Raw genomic sequence first — 17,670 nt, forward strand, 5'->3', positions numbered from 1 at the left:
GCAGGCTCACCTAACGGCGGTAGACAACGGGTTCAGTAGAAACAGACACGAGTTCGTTTCGTACTCGTCGACCTCAGCCGTGACGTTCAAGTTTGTACCGACGCCGACCGAGTCTGGCGTAGGGCCGACGAAATTCAAATCGTTAGTTGTGTTCACATCTCGGAACTGAAATGCCGGGCCGGGTGCTGACGTCTCGCTAAAGTCGCCAGAACCGATCAGGATGTCGTACCGGGTAGATGCGCCATCGTGCGCGGTCAATGCACCAATGCTCCCCGAGAACGAGATTGTCTGGCCGCGGTATGTACGTGCGAACTCCGCGACTGAAGGGTCGCAGTAATCAGTGAGCGTGAGGAGGGCGGCCAGATCGGCGTTGCGCTCAGACGTGATTGCTGTGTCTCTGGGAGTCGTTGACGGTGACGTGTTCGCCGCCGCATCCGATGACGGCGACGCGCTCGGAGCTGCGGGTGACTCACTCGACTCCGCGCTCGGTAGGTCAGGAAAGGTGGAGTCCCGTTCCCCGATGATCCCAACGGTAATAATGACAGCGAACCCGACTGCAAGAACCCCGCCGCCTATAGCCCATACGAGCCGGCGTGACTGGGGCTTTGGCCGCCGGAAAGTGATCTCGGTCTGCAACTTCCCTGGTGTCCGAGAGACGAGGACCCATCCATCGGCTTCCCACTTCGTCACAGTCCGGGACTCCATGCCACGAATTGCGCGAACAGTTTTCGTCTCGAATTTGACCTCGGCATCTGCCATTACGTCCCCCAGCCCCTTTATCAGGCCGGACAGTGCCAGCCACGCAAAGCCTACCGATCCAGCCGGACTCCTTTTGTCAGGTCGCCTCATGCCTATCGATAGTGTGCGACAGAAAACGGCTCGAGCTTCTCGGCGTCCTTCACATACAGTGGGTGATGCGGGTGGCCGTCCCGGCTGACGGCACCACGCGAGACCCACCCGCTCGCGGCGAGCTCGGGTAGTTCGAGGATGCTTTTAAGTAAGAGTGGCAAGAACCGTCTCTTGTTTATAAGTGCGCCCCACGCCGCCCAAAGTGTCAATTTTCTCCCGCGAACGAAAGCCGAGATCTGTCGCTCGTTTTCGGACTTGAGTGCCGGGTCGAAGGCCGAATGGAGGCCGTTCGGATCCGTTGCCCGCTGCGGATAGACGTTCAACATAATGAAGCTGTCGTGCCCGTTGCGGACCGCCACTTTGCTCACGCTCTGCATTGTGCGATCAAGCTTGTTCGGCTCCGCAGTACTCGGGTTGACGCCGAAACACACCAGCGGGTTGTCACCGACGGTGCCGAGCACGAACCTTGCCGAGTTATCTACAGTCCGCTGGTAAACCCACTGCACTCGCCACCAGCCCCCTTTGCGCAATCACTTCGAGTTCACCCTATCGACCGGGCTGACGGACCGAGGACATATCCGCCAGCCGGTCGACCGGCGGGCCAATTCCGAGCCATATTCGCTCTAGCCGCCAACCTCGTGATGGCCAGCAAGTGAATCAGTTCACTAACCTGCAGCGAAACAGGCAACCTGATGGAGAGGAGTTGTGGATTCGCTTGGCAGCGCTGAACAAATAGGGGCCCATGCTCGGCTAGCACCCCCTCGAGAAAGTCTGGATCCTCCAAGAATCGATCATGGAGGTCCACACCCCTCTAGCCCTACGACCGACGGCCGATAGTGAAGGAGGGCCACGGCAGCTCCAGAACGCGCGGAAGCGGCCGTGCGATAAATACCGATGGTATTAGTGACGCGGTGTTTCGCACCGTGCGCCACAGTACACAGAAAAGAGGCCAATCATGGCTATCCCGATGGAAGCGCGTATGACCGACGAGGACGAGTGCGTCGTACGCGTCCTCTATGAGCCGGCACGAGCGGTAGTCCGCCGGACACCTCCCGGGACGTGGGCCACTCAAGTCCTCAAAGGGCGCGGCCTCGGTCCCGGCCCGTTCGCGGACCGCGCAAGCCTTGCGGAGGCGCTGGCCGCCATCGCTCACTGGGGCAACGACCGGGTGACGCTGGTGCAGTGACGAAGTCGGGGCAGCCGGATAACTCTGGGGGAGCGGCTATTGCCGACGCCTCAACCGGCTTCCCCGGGTGACCTTCAATAGTTGCGAGCTTGGTCCTGAACGAGACGGCTGAGCGCCTTGAGCCGGCCGAGGGGGTGCTGCTGTCCGATCCACGATTCAGGGCGGCGCTGATTCAGCACTACGTTTCGAATGCGGTTCGGGAGGCTCTCCTCGCGAAGGGACAATCGCTGCGGGAGTACACAGACAGCCTCACCGACTCCGACGCGCTCAGTTACGAACGCCTACGCAAGATCCAAAGTGGCCACAGCACCATGATGCTGGCGGACTTCTTCCACTGGGGTGCCCACTTTCCTTCTGTTCACAGCCTTCTCGCGCGCGAGCGGATCGGCTACGTGAGTCAATATGAGGACAAATTCGACTAAGTCGAACGGGATCGGTTGACGTCGAAGTAAACCTCGGCCGAGGGCTGGCGCAGGCTTCCGTCATGCACCCCCGGCGAACGAGGAGGGCTGGTTCTGACTCTAGGCTGAAGCCATGACGGACAATAGTGCAGGTCAGCGTGGAATTCTCCTCGTAGACTCCCGCCCTGATCTTGCAGAGCAGTTTCACCCGACTCTGAACGGTGCTGTCTCACTGCAAAAGCTGACCCGTGGGTCGAATAAGAAGGTCTGGTGGCTCGGGACGTGCGGGCACGAATGGGATGCGGCGCCGAGTAGCCGCAACATTGGCAGCGGTTGCCCGGTGTGTGCCGGTCACGTGATCATCGTTGGTTTCAACGACCTGGCCACTCTCGAACCATTGGTCGCTGCGGAATGGCACCCGACCAAGAACGGCGACCTCCGGCCCGCCATGGTTGCGCGGAGGTCAGGCAAGAAGGTCTGGTGGCTCGATTCCCACGGGCACGAGTGGCTGACGGCTATCAGTGGACGTACCAACGGGTCGGGGTGTCCGTTCTGTTCGGGCAAGTTGCTGCTCGCGGGCTTCAACGACCTCGCCACGAGGAACCCCGACCTCGCCGCTCAATGGCACCCGACGCGGAACGCGCACCTGCCGTCCACTGTCGCTCCCAAGTCCAATACAAAGGCGTGGTGGATCTGTTCGGAAGGCCACGAGTGGCTGGCTCAAATCAACAACCGCTCTAGCGGTAATGGTTGCCCGGTTTGCAAGATCCCGCGGGGTGAGGAATTCGCGGCAGCTAAGCGGCGCCGGCGGGCCGAAGGGCGCCCCGTGAAACACCGGGCGTTCGACCCGACGAGGGTGTCACAAGGGTTGGTCCCCGGCCATAACGACATGCTCACGACGAACCCGGAGCTTGCGGCCGAGTTTCACCCGACGCGTAACTTCCCAATGACCCCGGAGACAGTGGTCGCCGGCGCGGCACGGAAATTCTGGTGGATATGCAGCCTCGGCCACGAGTGGGAGACGACGGGGAACTCTCGCGCTTCGATGAACACGGGCTGTCCGACGTGTGCAGGGCAGCGCACACTGGCGGGTTTCAACGACCTCGCCACTACACGTCCAGACATCGCCTCTGAGTGGCACCCGACCAAAAATGCTGGCCGCACGCCCAAAACCATCACCGTGAGTAACGGTACGAAGGCGTGGTGGCTCGGGACCTGTGGTCACGAGTGGGAAGCAGTCATCGCCAGCCGGACCGGTCAGGGCGTGGGGTGTTCTATCTGCTCGGGTCACAGGGTCTTGGCCGGTTTTAACGACCTCGTTACGCAGCGGCCCGATGTGGCAGCGTCTTGGCACCCGAGCAAGAACGGCGCCGTGCATGCGTCCCACGTATCCCAGTATTCGAACAGCATCTGCTGGTGGCAATGTGAGCTCGGTCACGAATGGGAATCGACCGTCAGCAACAGGACACACGGGCAGAACTGCCCGTCATGCTCCGAGGGCGGAGGGTTCAAACGCGCTCTCCCCGGATACGTCTACTTCCTCGAACACCCCGGCTTCAATGCGTTCAAAGTCGGCATCACAAACGTCGGGACGAAACGCCTCGCCCAGTTTCAATCGGTCGGGTGGGAGATCCTGAACCTTGAACTGTTCGAGGACGGCGCTCACGCCCTCATGGTTGAGGGCATCATCAAACGCTGGTGGCGAGATGGTCTCGGTCTGCCGATGTGGCTCGGGCCACAGGAGATGCCCCGAACAAGTGGCTGGACCGAAACAGTCCACTCCGCAGAGGTGACGGCCAGCGAGTGCATCGCCCGAATCAAGCTGGAGGGGTCGATCGTTCGGTCCCTTTGACCGTTCGCTCTCAAGCCGCGTCTGTGGTCGTATTCCCCCGGCCGGGTATATTGCCGCCATGGACGATGATTTGGCTTATTACGATCGCTTGGGACCTTGGGCTGCCCAGCGCGCCGTCCGAGACACGCTGCACGCTTCCGACGCCGAGCTTGCTTCGATGCGGGCGAGCCGAGATCTCCTCGGAGTCGACTTTGGGGGAGAGTTTTACTACCCAGTAAGTCAGTTCAAGGATGGTTCGATCGTCGCTAGCCTGAAACTCGTTCTAACTGCCCTCAGCTCGGGCTTCTCGTCCAGCGAAAGACAGGTTGCCTGGCTCTCAGAGCCAGCGTATGAGTCCGGCGCTCTGACGCGTTGGGAGGTCCTCCATCGAGACGTGCATACGGTTCATGAGTGGGCAGCAGAGGATGCCGCGGCCGCTTGCCGATAGGAGGGACTCGCTCTCAAGGCGAACCACCGACGAGCATGCTGGGGTGCTGGGGTAGGGAGAAAGACCCGCAACCGCTGATTGCTTCTTGTTCGGACTCGCCGACTCCGTCGATTTCATGCCGAAAAAATGGACTCACATTGCGGTGCCGCACGCAGGCCGCATCACAATAATCCGTGGCAGCGTAAAGGGAGCCTAAAGGTATAGAGGCCCAAAGAGGCTGGTCCGGAACGAAGGCTTTCGACGACGGGTGAGACGCGCCGTGCACAGAGACGGGCTTGGCTCTGCCAGCATAGGGATTGAACAGGAGTGTGATGTTGGGCGACAACGAACCATCTCGAACCGAATTTGATGTGGATCTGATCATGCAGAATGGGGTGAACACGGAAGACGCCGCCCCCCGGCCGGTGCCGGTATCGCCGACAGACGAAATCCGTGAACTGTTGCGGCAGGATCAGACCCGACTGGGGGATGTGTTCCGAGGCCTGGAGGAGGGGTTGACGGCTCAGGGGATCGCGGAGCGGCATAACGTTGCCACGCTCGGGTTTGTGTACTCCTATTCCGCGTATATCCAAGCCGCCGTCGAGGGGCGCTTTTCGTCGTCCGCGTCAATGTTGAAACAGACCGCCTCGTCGCTACGAACGCTGGTCCGGCGGGCGCGTGGCACGATCTCGGTCGATGCCTTTTCACTCCTGCAAGGCCGGCTCACTCAAGTTGAGCAGGCCGTCGATGAGGTCACGGCTCCGGAGAACGTTGCAGCTGAGGAGGAGAGCGAGAACGAGACGTTGTCCGTGACCGATCGCGTTATGAACGTGCCGGGAATCTACGCGTTCTCCTACGGCTGGTACCTCGAAAGCCCGCTGGACCCGGTCCGAGGTAACACCTTGATCAAGGTCGGGAAGGCCGAGGATGTTGGCCGGCGCATCGCCGACCATCGCGGCGCCGCTGTCCGCACGCACATGCCGGAACCTCTCGCTTTGCTTCGGGTGTATTCGGCGCACGGGCGGAACCTCACGGAGGTTGAGCAGTTGTTCCATCGGCTCCTGAGTACCGCCGGGCATGACAACCCGCGCCGCGTTCTGGTCGGCCGCAGCAGCGAAGCGGGCAAGGAATGGTTCCTCACCAACGAAGCCTTCCTCGATGCCTGCGCAGAGGCGTGCGGTTTGAAGACGGAGTACATCGGCGGCTCCGAGTTCGCCCTCGGCTGAGCCTCATCAAGGAGAGGATGACGGCAGCGATTTCGCACCGGTGGCCAGATGCGACCTCCACGTCGGCGACCGGGCCGGGCGCGCGTCATAGTATGGCTGCACGCGCGAGCCGCCCTTCGCCGTCCCCTTCCCGCGCAACCGGTACTTCCTCGATGATCACTGCGCCAATTGTCTGCAACCAATGCCAGATGACGTTGAAGCCCTCGTCTGCTCGTCGTGGTGTTCGGAGATCGCCAGCCATGTCCGCTACATGCGCAGCGTGTACCGGGACGGCCGGGTCAACGATCCCGACGTACGAGAGGCGATCCAAATCCAAAACGCATTTCTGCTCGTCGGTGGATACGGCGCCTTGGACCGCACCCTTCGACCTGTGGTCCGAACTGAGGTCAAAGTCAGAGACGGCGGCCGATGCCGGCAGTGCGGCCGGCCGGGAACTGAGATTGATCACATCGACGGGAGTTCGGGAGAGCTCGAGAACCTGCAACGACTCTGCGCGGACTGCCCGAGCCAAGACGGCGGAAAACATGGTTCCCACCACGCCGAGCGAACGGAGCCTGCTGACGGCCCTATTCCAGACCCGAGTCGTGCCGGATGAACCGACGCTCTTGGCTGACGATGAAGTCAGGTGGCAGTCAGCGGGGCAGTCCCTCAAGTCCGCTCGCAAGAAACGAGTCCGGGACGGCCGTGCCTCCGCACTCACGACAGCAGCGGACCCGATCCGTGACCGGGATGGCGACACCTTTGAATACGGTCCAGTCATGCCACGAACGGTCGATGACGATTCTGGTTACGGCCCGGACTCGATGTCGCTCGGACGACGGACAACGACCGCTAGTCGGGATCAACGGCGCTCGCCGCGCGACCCGGCAGCCGGTCGCGGTGACGGGTGAACGACGACCGCGAGGCACGACCTGACGTATTACTTGCTTATCGGCGTATCGGAACGCCAGCGCGGTCGCAACGATACGGCAGGCTCACGCGCCAGCGCGCGGCATCGCAGCTGATGTCGCTCAGGACTTTTTGTTGCGCGTGGGCTGTCGGGTGCATGTGCGCTTTACAGCGGTGGTGGCGACTCGCCGGCGCGGTTGAAGACAGTCAGATCGAGCGTGTCCGTGTCGAGGATCGCAAGGTTGATTCGGTTCTTTCCGTTCATGTCGAGGACGACGATGCGGGTGTTGAGTCCGGTCAGTGGCTCGGTGAGGTTGCGGGTGAGGTACCGGTGGTAGTGACCACCGAGGCTGAGCTGGGCCGGGTACGCAGGACGGCTCGGCGGATCATGACCCTGCACGCATCGGCGTAGAGGGCGTCGCTGCGGGCGAGATCCCCGTCTTTCTCGCGGATCAAGTCGTTGTCGACGGCCATCAGGGGGGATTCGTGGGCGACGAGGACATCGACGCGCTCGGTGCCGAGGGCTCTGATATCTGCATCCGTGACTTGCTCCTCGGGCCACCAGTCCTTCCCTGCCGTCCGGAGGGCGCGGTCGGAGCTGTTGGCTCCGCCAAGCGCTGCGAGAACGAAGCGCGTGCCAATGGTGGTGCGGTAACCGCGGGGGAGGTGGCCTACGTTGTGGGTGAGCCAGCGAACCCCGTCTTGGCCGATGGAAAACTCTTGGAGCCGCGGGTGCCAGTCGTGATTACCGTCGAGGAAATACATCACCTGCTTGTTCCGAGCCAGGAAGCGGGAAAGCTTGTTTAGGTCGATTTGCCAGTTCTGACCGGGCCAGATGATGCCCCAGTCGCCGAGTTGGATGATCGCCGTGATGTCGCGGTCTGCGAGCGTGGTCAGGGCGATGCGAGCATGGTCGAGGTCGCCGAGCAAGTCGCCCATGACGCCGATCAATTTGGCCTCCGACAGCGGTTGTGCGGGGTATGGCGGTGCGAGCTGGTTGGTGTCGGTGGTCACCGAGTAAAGGTCATTGCGCGGGTCTGCGCCCATAGGGAATCGCTTGCGCCCGTTCATGATTGTGATTTGGTGGCGCTGTAGTTCAGGATGCGGTTAGTTTTTTCGCATTTCGGGCAGCCGTTGGATTGCCGGCGATTTTGGGTGGTCTGGGCGTGGTCGTGCTTGCCGACGAGGCATCTCCACCAGAGCTTGTGGTCGCTGGGAAATATCTCGTGGGCTTCTTTGCGGTTGAGGTAGGGGTGGAGTTCGATGGTGAGCAGGGGTTCCACGGTGCCGAGGTCGTTTTCGCCGGCGATGAGTTTGCGGCTGCAGCAGATACTGCAGCCTTGTCCTCGGCTGATTTTGTCGAGTCGAGCCTTGTAAGCGTGTTCGGCGATGCGTTCACACTGCCACCACATTTCGCGTCGTTCGCCGTGGCTGACGTGGGCGGCGGTGAGGGCGCCGTTCATTGTGAGGTGCAGACGGGCGGCGATTATGGGGTGAGTGCTCGCGAGGCGATCCTCTGTGTTGACGGTGAGCTCGCGGGCGCAAATGTTGCATCCGAGCTTTTTCGAGGTGAGTTCCCAGATGCGGGCGTGGAATCTGTGGCCGTTGGTGCAACGCCACGTAGCGAGCACGTTTGAACCTGACGCGAGCACGGACGGGGAGCGGCGTTCGGCCCATTCTTCGGCCCACATCGCGGCGACCTCGGGGTGGGTGGTGAGGAGGCAGTTGATGCCGGGTTGGACGATCCGGTTCGAGCAGACGGGGCATTTGTAACTGGTGAGTGTCTTCTTGGAGGGGCTGACGCTATGGCTGTGGCCTTGTTCGCAGAGCCACCAGTAGTTGGTGCTGGAGCTGATGGCGACGTCCGCAGCTGTCAGGCCACCATTTCGGTGCACGTCGAACTGCGATGCAATTGTTGGTCGCATCGTTTGCAGGTCATTGACTCCGGGACGGACTCGGCGCGGTGAACACAACCCACAGGTGGGCGTCGAAGGCTCGATGGTGCCGGTGGTGGTGGCTGCTGTCGGGAGGTAGTCGAAGGTATGGCCGGCCTCGCATGTGAATGACCGCGCTTGGGCAGAAGTGTGACCTCTCGGTGGGCGGGCGAGCTTGGCGAGTAACTGGGCGACGGTGACGGCGGTGTCTCTGGTGACGGCGAGGTAGTTTTCAACCGGTTCAAGTCCGTCCCGATGGGCTACCACGACGTTTGCGACGTGGACGCGAATGGGGTATTCGTGTGTCCGAGTTACGCTCAATTTGGTGAAATCGTCGTCGGTGGTGACGCTCTCTCGAAGTGCGAGAAGAGTCGCGTAGAGGTACGCCCACAGCGCCCGGGTGGTCTCGGGGCAGTCCCGGCCGGCAGCGTCTCGCACGGTGCTCTCAAGCAGGGAGTGGGCGCTGGTGAAGCCAGTGGTGGGGTTGAAGAAGCGTTGGGCGAACGCATCGGCGGTGATGACTCGTGCTGTGCGCACGAGAGCGGGGAACACTACGGGCTCCGCTGCCGCTGCACTGCTACCCGGGGCAAAGTCGTTGGTGAGGGCGTGGGTGAGAAGTACGTAGAGGCGGGGGTCGAGGAGGTGCTTGCGGCGAAGAGCTGCGAACGTTTTTTGGGCGGCAAGAGCGTCGTCGTCGACTTGGTGTTGCGTGTCCGAGGTGCCCCATAGTCCTAGCCAGCGATGGTGGATGGTGCAGACGATGTTGTCGAAATGGGGGTTCTGCTCGGCGCGGTCTCCGTGAAGGCACAGGGTGCAGGCCTGTCGGACGGGCAATGTGTTCAGGAAATGGTTGCACGGTGTCCCATTGGCGTGTGTGAGCCAACCGTGGGCGTCGGCTTCCAGATGCAGGGTGCTGCGTTTGGTGCGGGTTGTTAGGACGCGCATCCAGGCGGCTTGTTTGGTTTCTACGCTGCGTCCGGTTTCGAAGGGGCGTGACATGTCAGCCCGGTGTGCGGCGGTGCAAAAGTTCGCGGTCAGCAGCCGGCTGCTGTAGCTGTCAACGGTTTCGCGGTGGAAGGGGCGCACGTCGAACGGGAGGCGACGCGGTGCCGAGGTGATCATGCTGCATCCAATCCGGCGAGGGGGTATTGGGTGGTCTTGCGGGGGCTGAGGCTGGCTTTCTTGATCTTGTAGTTCTCTTCGGCGAACTGGTCGAGTTTGATTGTGTCCATCAGTTCTTCGGTGAGGGTCTCGACCGTGTAATCAGAGTTGGTGATCAGTTCGATGGTGCTCCCTGTGAGCAGTTTCGCGAGGCTGCCAATGGATCCTGAGGTTCGGAGGAAGAGGTAGCTGCTGAGGCTCTTGAGGGTGCCGAGCTTTTGGTGGCGTAGGGGGAGCTGTTTCTCGAATGCGTTGATAATTTGGCGCCACGTTTTGGCGTCGGCGGGGTCGCTGAGGTTGAGTCGGTCCATGTCGAGGATGGTGAAGCGTCCGCGCAGCTGGCGGCCCTTAGGTCCGGAGAGGAGGGCGCTGGTGGGGAGTCCGATGCCTGCGTAGACGAACGTCGCCGGCAGCTCATTGTGCAGCTCCTTGAGTACGTCGACGGATTCTCCGAGGCCGACGCTGCGACCGACGAGGTTGTGCAGCTCGTCGACGACGATGAGTTGAGTGCCTGCGGCGGTCAATGCCTGCACGACGCGGCTGCGAATTTCTCCCATAGATTCGCGCCCGGTAACGGGCAGGCCGAGGAAATCGGCGAAAGTTTTCATGAGAAGTTTCCCGGTTGATGAGGCGGGAACAGACACGTAGACGACGGGGATTCGATCAGAATCTGCGAAATCCGGGAACATGGCTATGTATTGGGAGTACAGCTTGCGCATGAGAGCTTTCGTTGTTTCGGTCTTGCCAATGGTGGAGTCGCCGCTGAGCATAAGTCCGGCGTGGCCGGAGTTTTTGGCAAGGTTGACGCCGAAGGCCTGTTCCATGAGCTTCCATGCTTCGAGGACGTGCGGGGTTGGGATGACGATCCCGCCCGACGCGTAGATGATGCGTTCACGGTCGTACTGTGCGCGGGCGGAGTCCGTGAGCTCTGCGTACTGCGCGTCTGTGAGCTTGTCGGGTCGGGTGAACTTACGGCTGAGGAAGGCTGAGAGGCCTTCCACGTTGTGCAGTGAGGTGGGGCGGTCGTGGGTGTGGAAGAGGATGGTCATTAGAAATTTCCTTCGGCGTCGAGTTCAAGAAGTTCGTCGGTGTCGTCGTCTGCATCAAAGTCGACAGGGGTGAGGTCAAGTTGTGGACTGGTGGGGAGCTGGTGAAGAGGGGTACCAGCTAACGTCGCGCTGACTAGGGCGACTTCCGCTCGCCGCTCAAGACGGGCGTCGATTTGGGCTCGTCGCGCGTCTGCTTCTGTTGGGTCGATATCGGGTTGGATGCTGGCAAAGAAGGGGCTTTTGCTGGCGTTCCAGTCTTTGACCGCGCATTCGATGAAGCTTCCATCGGGTGCTTGGGCCCAGACTGCTGACGGGTTATACGGGTCGAAGTGCACGTTCATAAATCTTTCTTGGCCACGAAATGCGTGAAGCTCGGGGGCGTCGTAGAAGTGATTGTCGTGCCGGAAGCCCGTGGAGGTGAGCGCCCGGCGTTTGAAGGGGAGGAGAGCCATGTAGCTGTCGCGGTTGAGCGGGATATCGATCGATCCGATGGCGGCGGCCGCGGCGGCGGCCATCTGATTGGGCGAGAAGGAGGTGGCGGGATGCAAGGGATCACGCAGCCCGGAGTGCGGCCTGTTTTGCCACACGTTTAGCACCCAGTCGTGGAACAGCTCCTGAACGGCGTAGATGTCGAGGAGGTCGGTGCTTTTGTCGATATCGTCTCCTCGATATTCGACCGACTGACCGACGTATCCGGGAAGGTGCTGGGTGAACATTGTCCGGATCGATTTGAACTGGCGTTCCACGATGGATTTGGTGGTGGGGGTTCGTGGCGGGGAAAAAGTGACGCGCATGCCGAAGCTTTCCGCAGTGTGGATGGTGGGCGTGGCCTTGAAGTCCTTGCCATTGTCGATCACCAGCGTCCGTGGGTAGATGAAGGGACGATGATTCGCCAACCGGGTGAGTTCGTCGTTCTCGAGGAGTTTGCATTTCTTGTTTTGCTGCTCGACCATCGCCCGGAATCGACTCCGGTCGGGCTGATTTTGGAGGGGTGTGAGCGCTTGGGCGATGAGTCCGATATGGTCAACGCTCTTCGTCGCGACGAGTCGAAACGAATACGCGAGGATGCTGCGTGTCGCCACGTCGACCATGATCGTCAACGTCGGGCGTTGGGGCCTGTCGTCGGGGACCTTGACGAGGAGATCTAGCGGGGTTGAATCTAGTTGGACTTCGGCGCCGGGTAAGAGCTGGATGTTCTTCGAGAATGGACGATCAGGGCGGTCGGCGAGAGACCGTCGGGTTTTTGAACTGCCGGTGGTGTGCTTGTTGTAGGTGTACAGCTCAATGAGCCGATACATCGTGCGTTGAGACGGCAGCTCAGGCGCATCAGAGGCGTACTGCATGATCAGTTCCTCGCGGGTGAGCTTGATCAGCCGCTGGGCAGTGCCAGTTGATGCTCCTCGCTGGCCGGCAATCACGACACACAGCGCCTCGATCACCTTCGTCCGATCGGTCGTGTGCGGGTACTTGCCAGTCAGGGATCTGCCGTCGACGATGCCGGTATTGCCACTTTTCTTGAAGGCAGACAGCTTCGCCATCAATGTGGAGCGGGACATGTGCAGCATCTCGTCGGCCTCAAGCTCGACGAGCTTCGCTTGAACGCGCTGTTCCTGCGTGGTTGTTGCGGGGTTGTATTGAGGGCGCGGGGTTTTCACGTTGGGATGTTCACCCGTCACGATCTCGCGAAGATGATCCGAAAGCGTCAGAGTCTTGTGTTGTTGTGTGTCGGAGAGGGACTCGATCACGCGGGCGTCATGAACGGACATCGGCATGAGGCCGACGACACGCTGGGCAAGCTCCGCCAAGTGCATAGTCACGTATTCGCCAGTCGCGGTGGAGCGCATTTTGATCAGCGAGGCTCGCTGCTCGAGGACGATGTATTCGCCGTCGTCAAGCTCGATGGGCTTGCTGATATCAAGCGTGGGCATAGTCGTTCCTTTTGATCAGAGTGGTTTCGTCGATGTGGTGGAGCATGTCGGTGGTGACCGTGCGCTTCCAGAGGAGATGGAAGAGTTCGGCGCGCCCGGATGCGAGGGAACCCGGGCGAAGGATTTGGGCTGCGTCGTCGAAAGAAAGCGTGTGGGAATCCAGGGCAGACATAAGTGTGTCCACTGCTTGCTCGTCGGGTTGGAAGAGATCGTGCTGAAAGTAGCTCAGCCACGTTAGGTTGGCTTGGACCTGCTCAGTGAGTCCAGGGAGGACCTCGTAGCCCCATCCGACGGCGTCGCAGACTGCTTTCGTCTTCGCGAACTGTTCCAACACCTTCGAGGAGATCCTCGCGGCGGGTTTGACATCATAGACGACCTGACGGTTGTTGCTGTGAAGCGCGATCAGGTCAGGGACATGCCGACCGCCGTCGGCGTAGACCATCTCCAACGGCTGCGACGCAATCGCGGAGATAGATTGCGTGTGGTCCAAGAACATCATCATGTTCGCCTCCAGAAGCGATTCATGCCACACGTGCTTCTTCGTTTGAGAAAAAAAGTAGAGGCCGTAGTAGTTGCGTTGGCGCGGATAGGACGTGGGCTTGCGGAACGCTTCCGCGAGATACAGATGCCGGCTAAGCAGCGTACGATCCGCGGGTGCCTCCGCTGTCGTGTCAGGGGTCGGCTTCCACCGGATCAGCGCATTGCCGCTGAATCGGACGGATTCGTCAGTTATGAGTTTCATTAGTTCGTTCACAAGAGTCCTGTGCGCGGCATCCCGCTGGCCACATTAATTTAAAGCCGAAATAGCGCACAATCAGCCGAGAAAAAGACGGTTTAGTGCAAAAAGCGCCGATCAGGACGGTAGCGTGGGATGCGTGACTGACCCTCGATACAGGCCGCGCGATTACTGTGCGGAGCCCGACAGCTTCGGGAAAGCCGAAACCGTAAAGTGGCTGCCCGTTACCGACCGGCGGCCTGTGGGACTGATCCGCGCCGCGCGATTGCAACACCTGTACGCGGTTCGCATCAGGGCGCGGGCGAAGGCCATCGCCCGCAACCCGCGGGCGGTCGAGGTTGTACCCGATGCCAGCACGCCGTGGGCGTTGCACCCGGGCGCGCAATCGAAGGGTCGACCGCTCGAGCTTTTGGCCCAGCATCTGGGAACTAGTTACCCCCGATTGTTGCGATGCTTGCGTGGTGAGATAGTGATGCGGCTGGACGACATCGCTTGGGCCGACATAGTGCTCGGCCAGATCAGCGAAGTTTCGCGTCAGGCCGCTGCCGCCCAGGCCGCCCACGGGACGTGGCAGCGGGAGAATGTGAACGGCCCCACGCCTACGACTCGCAGTTACTCGTCGTGACAAAGGATTAAGGCAGCGGTGGTTCGGCGTGGTGCAGTTATACCGCGCAAATTCGACGACCTCGATTGACGGGTCAATGGTGCGCATTGCCGCGGGCTCCCTTCTTAAGTATTCCGCGAGAGATACGTTTGAAAGTGACGAAAGTTCATGAAATCCCTCCGGGGTAAGCGCGGAGGGGCCATTCGGGTCCCGAGTTGCCCCTGCGCAGGGTGGACCTGCAGGCCCACTGGACGGGTCTGATCGTTCACATTGGGCTTGGCGTTCGGGTCAGGAATTCAAGTGACGGTACGTCGTGCCGAATGCGGTTAGTACGATCGAGCATCCATCGATCCGTTGCATTTGCGGTCCTCTCCAGAGCCGGTCAAAGGCGAAGACCCCCATTTGGGATCCCTCACCCACGGTAGATCCGGCACCATCCTCAAATGTCCGTGCAGGAATGCACTCTGGTTCACCGCAGTAGAGGTATCGACATCGAAGCCTTTCAGGGCGATGCTGGCTCGGGAGAAAGGAAATTGTCATGCCACGCACGCCCTGGCCTATGGATTTCTCCCGCTACGAGTCCCTCGCTGCGCAAAATCCTTCTACCCTCACGCCAGATGAAACACGGTCCGTATTGCACTTTTTGGCCCTTGAGGGGCTGCGGAACTCGTCTACACGAGGCGTGCAGGTACCCCAGAGGGTGATGGACTAGGCCCGAAACGCGTATTCCGTCGAAGTATTCTACGCCGAGCATGGACGACGACCCGTCGAAAACAATCGTCGACCCTCCACTCCGATGCGGGACTCTGAACATGCCTTGGCGGCGTGGATTCGATACGAGAGCCTTTTAGCCACGAGACGCCGCAGGTGTTCCCTTCAAGTGGCGTGGCTCGACAGCCGACCAAGCCCTAAAGTGCATTCCCACTCGCGGCGGTGGATTATGCATTGGAACGAGTACTTTGCCTTTATGGTCATCAGCGGGTATCCGCCCTCCGCTGGCACCGCGTGCCCGTCCGAACATCACCTCGCCGTCTGGGCAGCGAAACAGCGGCTGAAATACAGAAATGAGCGGTTGACCTCGCTCCAAGTATCAATGCTCAAGCACCTACCGGGCTGGGCATGGGGCCCTCCAGTCACCCTGAGTGCGGAGTATCAGATCGAGCTTAAGTGCGTCCCGCTGTCGACGACTCACACTAAATTAGGGGGCCTCGTTACATTGTCACCGGTTCCTCCACGGTGAATTGACCAACCTCCGAACGGCCAAGCAATTCTTTAAAAATTGCGGCTGAGCTTTGCCGCATCGTCCCCCGCACCTACGGTCGTATTGGGCCGGCCCAACTCCGCAAGTGATTAGCATTACCACTGAATCTCCTCGGTCAGAATGTCCCACACGGCCTTGGGATCGCCGCCGTCCGCGAGCCATTCCAAGGGCGTCAGTGGCGGCCCGTCGGACTGTCGAAGATCGAACTGCTCCGTATGCATGATGAGGCCGACGCGATCGGGATTTTCCATTTTCTCTCGGAGCAAGTCCTCATCCACGCTGAGCAACGCGGCAACTTCAGAAACGCTCATCAGGGTGGCGGCGGTCCGTTGAAGCTCTTCCTCGGTCAGGCGTTCGTAGTCTTCGAGTGTTGCCTCGAAGGGGTCGGACAGGCCAGAATGCGTGGTGAGGAACGTGCGTTCGCGGGCGGACAAATCTGGTTCGGGCGCCGAAGGATCTTTGGCGTTCTCGTTCACACCGCTGGCTCCTGGAAGCTGATTCCGAGTGATACGGTCGATTTGTTCTACCCGGGAAGTGCTTGCCCAATAAAAGTCCATGTTGTCGTCCCCCTCATCGGGCAACATCGTCCACCGTCCCTGGTGTCCGACCGTGAGGGTCTCGATTGCGCGCAACGGTCGGGTTCGGTCGTTGACTGTGGGTGGGGCATTGACACCGCGGACGCGCGTTACGGTGCCGAGATCCAGATCGAAGTAATAAATACTGTCGAGGGTCGAGATGCGCCATATTCCGCGCTCCTTTCCCGTGAGTTCGTTCACGTGGTCGGGGTCATTTTTCGGGTTGGTCATTGTCGTTTCTTTCTGGGGTGTCGATTTCAGGCTGGACGGAGGCGCCGTTTCGGTACATAAACTCAAGGTCGAGGGTGGTGGTGTTCAGGATTGCCATGTTGACCCGGCATTTTCCGTTCATATCGAGTACCACCACTCGGGTTGAGCTAGTCTCCCCGGGTACCGTCAACGTCTGGTCGTAGAAGCGGTGATAGTGGCCGCCGAGGGTCAGTCGTGGCCGTGTCTGCAGGACGGCACGTCGAAACATCACCCGACTTGCGGCCGCGTAGGCGACGTCGACTGGCGAGAATCCCGACTCCTGAGCGCTCCTATCAAGTGCGCACTCGTCCATGAGCGGCGCTTCGTGGCCGACGAGAACGTCGACACGTTCGGAGCCAAGCCGGCGAAGATCTGCGTCCGAAATTTGTTCATCCGGCCACCAACTCACGCCCTCTTCGCGCAATCGACGGTCGATGGAATTAGCGCCGCCAAGGGCGGCCAAGATGAACTGTCCGCCGATCTGGGTTCGGTACCCGCGAGGGAGATGGCCGATATTGGAGGTGATCCACCGGACGCCGTCGGCGTCCACTGGATAGTTCAGGAGCTTGGGGTAATACTCATGATTGCCCTCGACCCAAAACATCACCATGTGATGCCGTGCTAGGGCCCGAGAAATCTTGCGCAAATCGGCCTGCCAATTTCCACCCGGCCAGATAATGCCCCAGTCGCCGAGCTGGAGGATGCAGCGAACGCCGCGGGCAGCGAAAGTCGAGAACGCTTGCAGTGCGTGCTCCAGATCGCCATGCAGATCACCCATCACGCCAATGCACTTGACGGTGGACAGTGTTGGTATCGCGTATGAGGCCTGCGCGAAGTCGTGGACGGGGCGGTATGAAAGCCGGCGTGGGTCCAGATCTGTGCGCGCGTTCACAGGCGGCGGAACCGGTTCGCTCGCATTCATAGATCAAGCCGGACTCGCGGGATTATCTCGATATCTGCGGCGCTCAGCTCCCGCGGCGGCATCACCGATGCAAAAGCCACGACACGCGAGGTGATGAAGCCCTCGTCCCAAAGGCCAGCGGACGGGAGGATCACGCGTTTGCCGATCTCCACGGCACAACAAATCTCGGTGTACCTCATGTAGGCGTCGTCACGGTCAAGGCGCCGGGGCACGGGGCCGAAAAGTCTCGGGTACACAATTAGCTTCTTGGCTACCACGAGTTGGGAACCGTGTGCGGTAGCCAACGGAGGGATTCCCGACGCGCCAGCCTTACCGACGAATGGTTTCTCTTCGTGGATCATAATTTCTCTTTGGCGCCGTCGAATGCCATGAGCGCTCGATTGCCGTCACCGGCGGCGTCCAGCGGATCGTCGGGACTACGCCGGCAACGGCGAGATCCACGA

At 60.6% G+C, this 17,670-nt stretch carries 15 protein-coding genes; 4 read left to right on the top strand and 11 right to left on the bottom strand.

Features of this window, described 5'->3' with window-relative positions; genetic code table 11:
• Positions 1 to 6: 6 nt before the first annotated feature.
• Positions 7 to 849, bottom strand: coding sequence for a DUF4839 domain-containing protein (locus CXY78_RS22085; protein WP_104088697.1), 843 nt, complete (start codon positions 847 to 849; stop codon positions 7 to 9).
• A gap of 2 nt (positions 850 to 851) precedes the next feature.
• Positions 852 to 1,310 carry a DUF1643 domain-containing protein gene (locus CXY78_RS06610; RefSeq protein WP_158252809.1) on the bottom strand — a complete coding sequence of 153 codons (459 nt, stop codon included), beginning with the start codon at positions 1,308 to 1,310 and terminating at the stop codon, positions 852 to 854.
• 814 nt (positions 1,311 to 2,124) lie between these two features.
• Between CXY78_RS06610 and CXY78_RS06620 the strand changes: the two genes are divergently transcribed.
• From CXY78_RS06620 to CXY78_RS06635, 3 genes are all read left to right on the top strand, one after another.
• The gene (locus CXY78_RS06620; RefSeq protein ID WP_104088702.1) at positions 2,125 to 2,457 is read left to right on the top strand and encodes a hypothetical protein; all 333 of its coding nucleotides are present in this window, start codon (positions 2,125 to 2,127) and stop codon (positions 2,455 to 2,457) included.
• Between the two features lie 112 nt (positions 2,458 to 2,569).
• Positions 2,570 to 4,288: a zinc-ribbon domain-containing protein gene (locus tag CXY78_RS06625; protein ID WP_104088703.1), complete on the top strand. Its 1,719-nt coding sequence runs from the start codon at positions 2,570 to 2,572 to the stop codon at positions 4,286 to 4,288.
• Between the two features lie 738 nt (positions 4,289 to 5,026).
• Positions 5,027 to 5,920: a GIY-YIG nuclease family protein gene (locus CXY78_RS06635; RefSeq protein ID WP_104088706.1), complete on the top strand. Its 894-nt coding sequence runs from the start codon at positions 5,027 to 5,029 to the stop codon at positions 5,918 to 5,920.
• An 85-nt stretch (positions 5,921 to 6,005) separates the two neighbouring features.
• Here the strand turns inward: CXY78_RS06635 and CXY78_RS06640 are convergent, their stop codons facing one another.
• The 6 genes from CXY78_RS06640 to CXY78_RS06665 all read right to left on the bottom strand — a co-directional run bounded on the left by CXY78_RS06640 (position 6,006) and on the right by CXY78_RS06665 (position 13,622).
• Positions 6,006 to 6,446: a hypothetical protein gene (locus CXY78_RS06640; protein WP_140425502.1), complete on the bottom strand. Its 441-nt coding sequence runs from the start codon at positions 6,444 to 6,446 to the stop codon at positions 6,006 to 6,008.
• Positions 6,447 to 7,105: 659 nt separating this feature from the next.
• Positions 7,106 to 7,855 (bottom strand): metallophosphoesterase, encoded by a 750-nt coding sequence (locus tag CXY78_RS06645; RefSeq protein ID WP_104088709.1) that lies wholly within the window; start codon positions 7,853 to 7,855, stop codon positions 7,106 to 7,108.
• A gap of 20 nt (positions 7,856 to 7,875) precedes the next feature.
• The gene (locus CXY78_RS06650) at positions 7,876 to 9,864 is read right to left on the bottom strand and encodes a zinc-ribbon domain-containing protein (protein WP_104088710.1); all 1,989 of its coding nucleotides are present in this window, start codon (positions 9,862 to 9,864) and stop codon (positions 7,876 to 7,878) included.
• Entirely contained in the window at positions 9,861 to 10,952 is a 1,092-nt protein-coding gene (locus tag CXY78_RS06655; protein ID WP_104088712.1) for a TniB family NTP-binding protein, read from the bottom strand. The genes CXY78_RS06650 and CXY78_RS06655 overlap by 4 nt, the downstream gene beginning before the upstream one ends.
• Positions 10,952 to 12,880 (bottom strand): Mu transposase C-terminal domain-containing protein, encoded by a 1,929-nt coding sequence (locus CXY78_RS06660; RefSeq protein WP_104088713.1) that lies wholly within the window; start codon positions 12,878 to 12,880, stop codon positions 10,952 to 10,954. The genes CXY78_RS06655 and CXY78_RS06660 overlap by 1 nt, the downstream gene beginning before the upstream one ends.
• Positions 12,867 to 13,622 carry a TnsA-like heteromeric transposase endonuclease subunit gene (locus tag CXY78_RS06665; RefSeq protein ID WP_104088715.1) on the bottom strand — a complete coding sequence of 252 codons (756 nt, stop codon included), beginning with the start codon at positions 13,620 to 13,622 and terminating at the stop codon, positions 12,867 to 12,869. The genes CXY78_RS06660 and CXY78_RS06665 overlap by 14 nt, the downstream gene beginning before the upstream one ends.
• A gap of 133 nt (positions 13,623 to 13,755) precedes the next feature.
• Here CXY78_RS06665 and CXY78_RS06670 point away from each other — a divergent pair, with 133 nt between their 5' ends.
• Complete coding sequence (locus CXY78_RS06670; protein ID WP_140425504.1) at positions 13,756 to 14,241, top strand: hypothetical protein; 486 nt, start codon at positions 13,756 to 13,758, stop codon at positions 14,239 to 14,241.
• Positions 14,242 to 15,576: 1,335 nt separating this feature from the next.
• On the opposite strand, the gene CXY78_RS06675 is transcribed toward CXY78_RS06670, so the two are convergent.
• From CXY78_RS06675 to CXY78_RS06685, 3 genes are all read right to left on the bottom strand, one after another.
• Complete coding sequence (locus CXY78_RS06675; protein WP_104088718.1) at positions 15,577 to 16,287, bottom strand: hypothetical protein; 711 nt, start codon at positions 16,285 to 16,287, stop codon at positions 15,577 to 15,579.
• Positions 16,268 to 17,083, bottom strand: coding sequence for a metallophosphoesterase (locus tag CXY78_RS06680; RefSeq protein ID WP_158253285.1), 816 nt, complete (start codon positions 17,081 to 17,083; stop codon positions 16,268 to 16,270). Before CXY78_RS06680 ends, CXY78_RS06675 begins: the two co-directional genes overlap by 20 nt.
• A 140-nt stretch (positions 17,084 to 17,223) precedes the next feature.
• On the bottom strand, positions 17,224 to 17,568 hold the full coding sequence (locus CXY78_RS06685) for a hypothetical protein (protein WP_104088721.1): 345 nt from the start codon (positions 17,566 to 17,568) through the stop codon (positions 17,224 to 17,226).
• Positions 17,569 to 17,670 lie beyond the last annotated feature (102 nt).

Source organism: Cryobacterium sp. N19 (assembly GCF_002929595.1).
Classification (GTDB): Bacteria; Actinomycetota; Actinomycetes; order Actinomycetales; family Microbacteriaceae; genus Cryobacterium; species Cryobacterium flavum.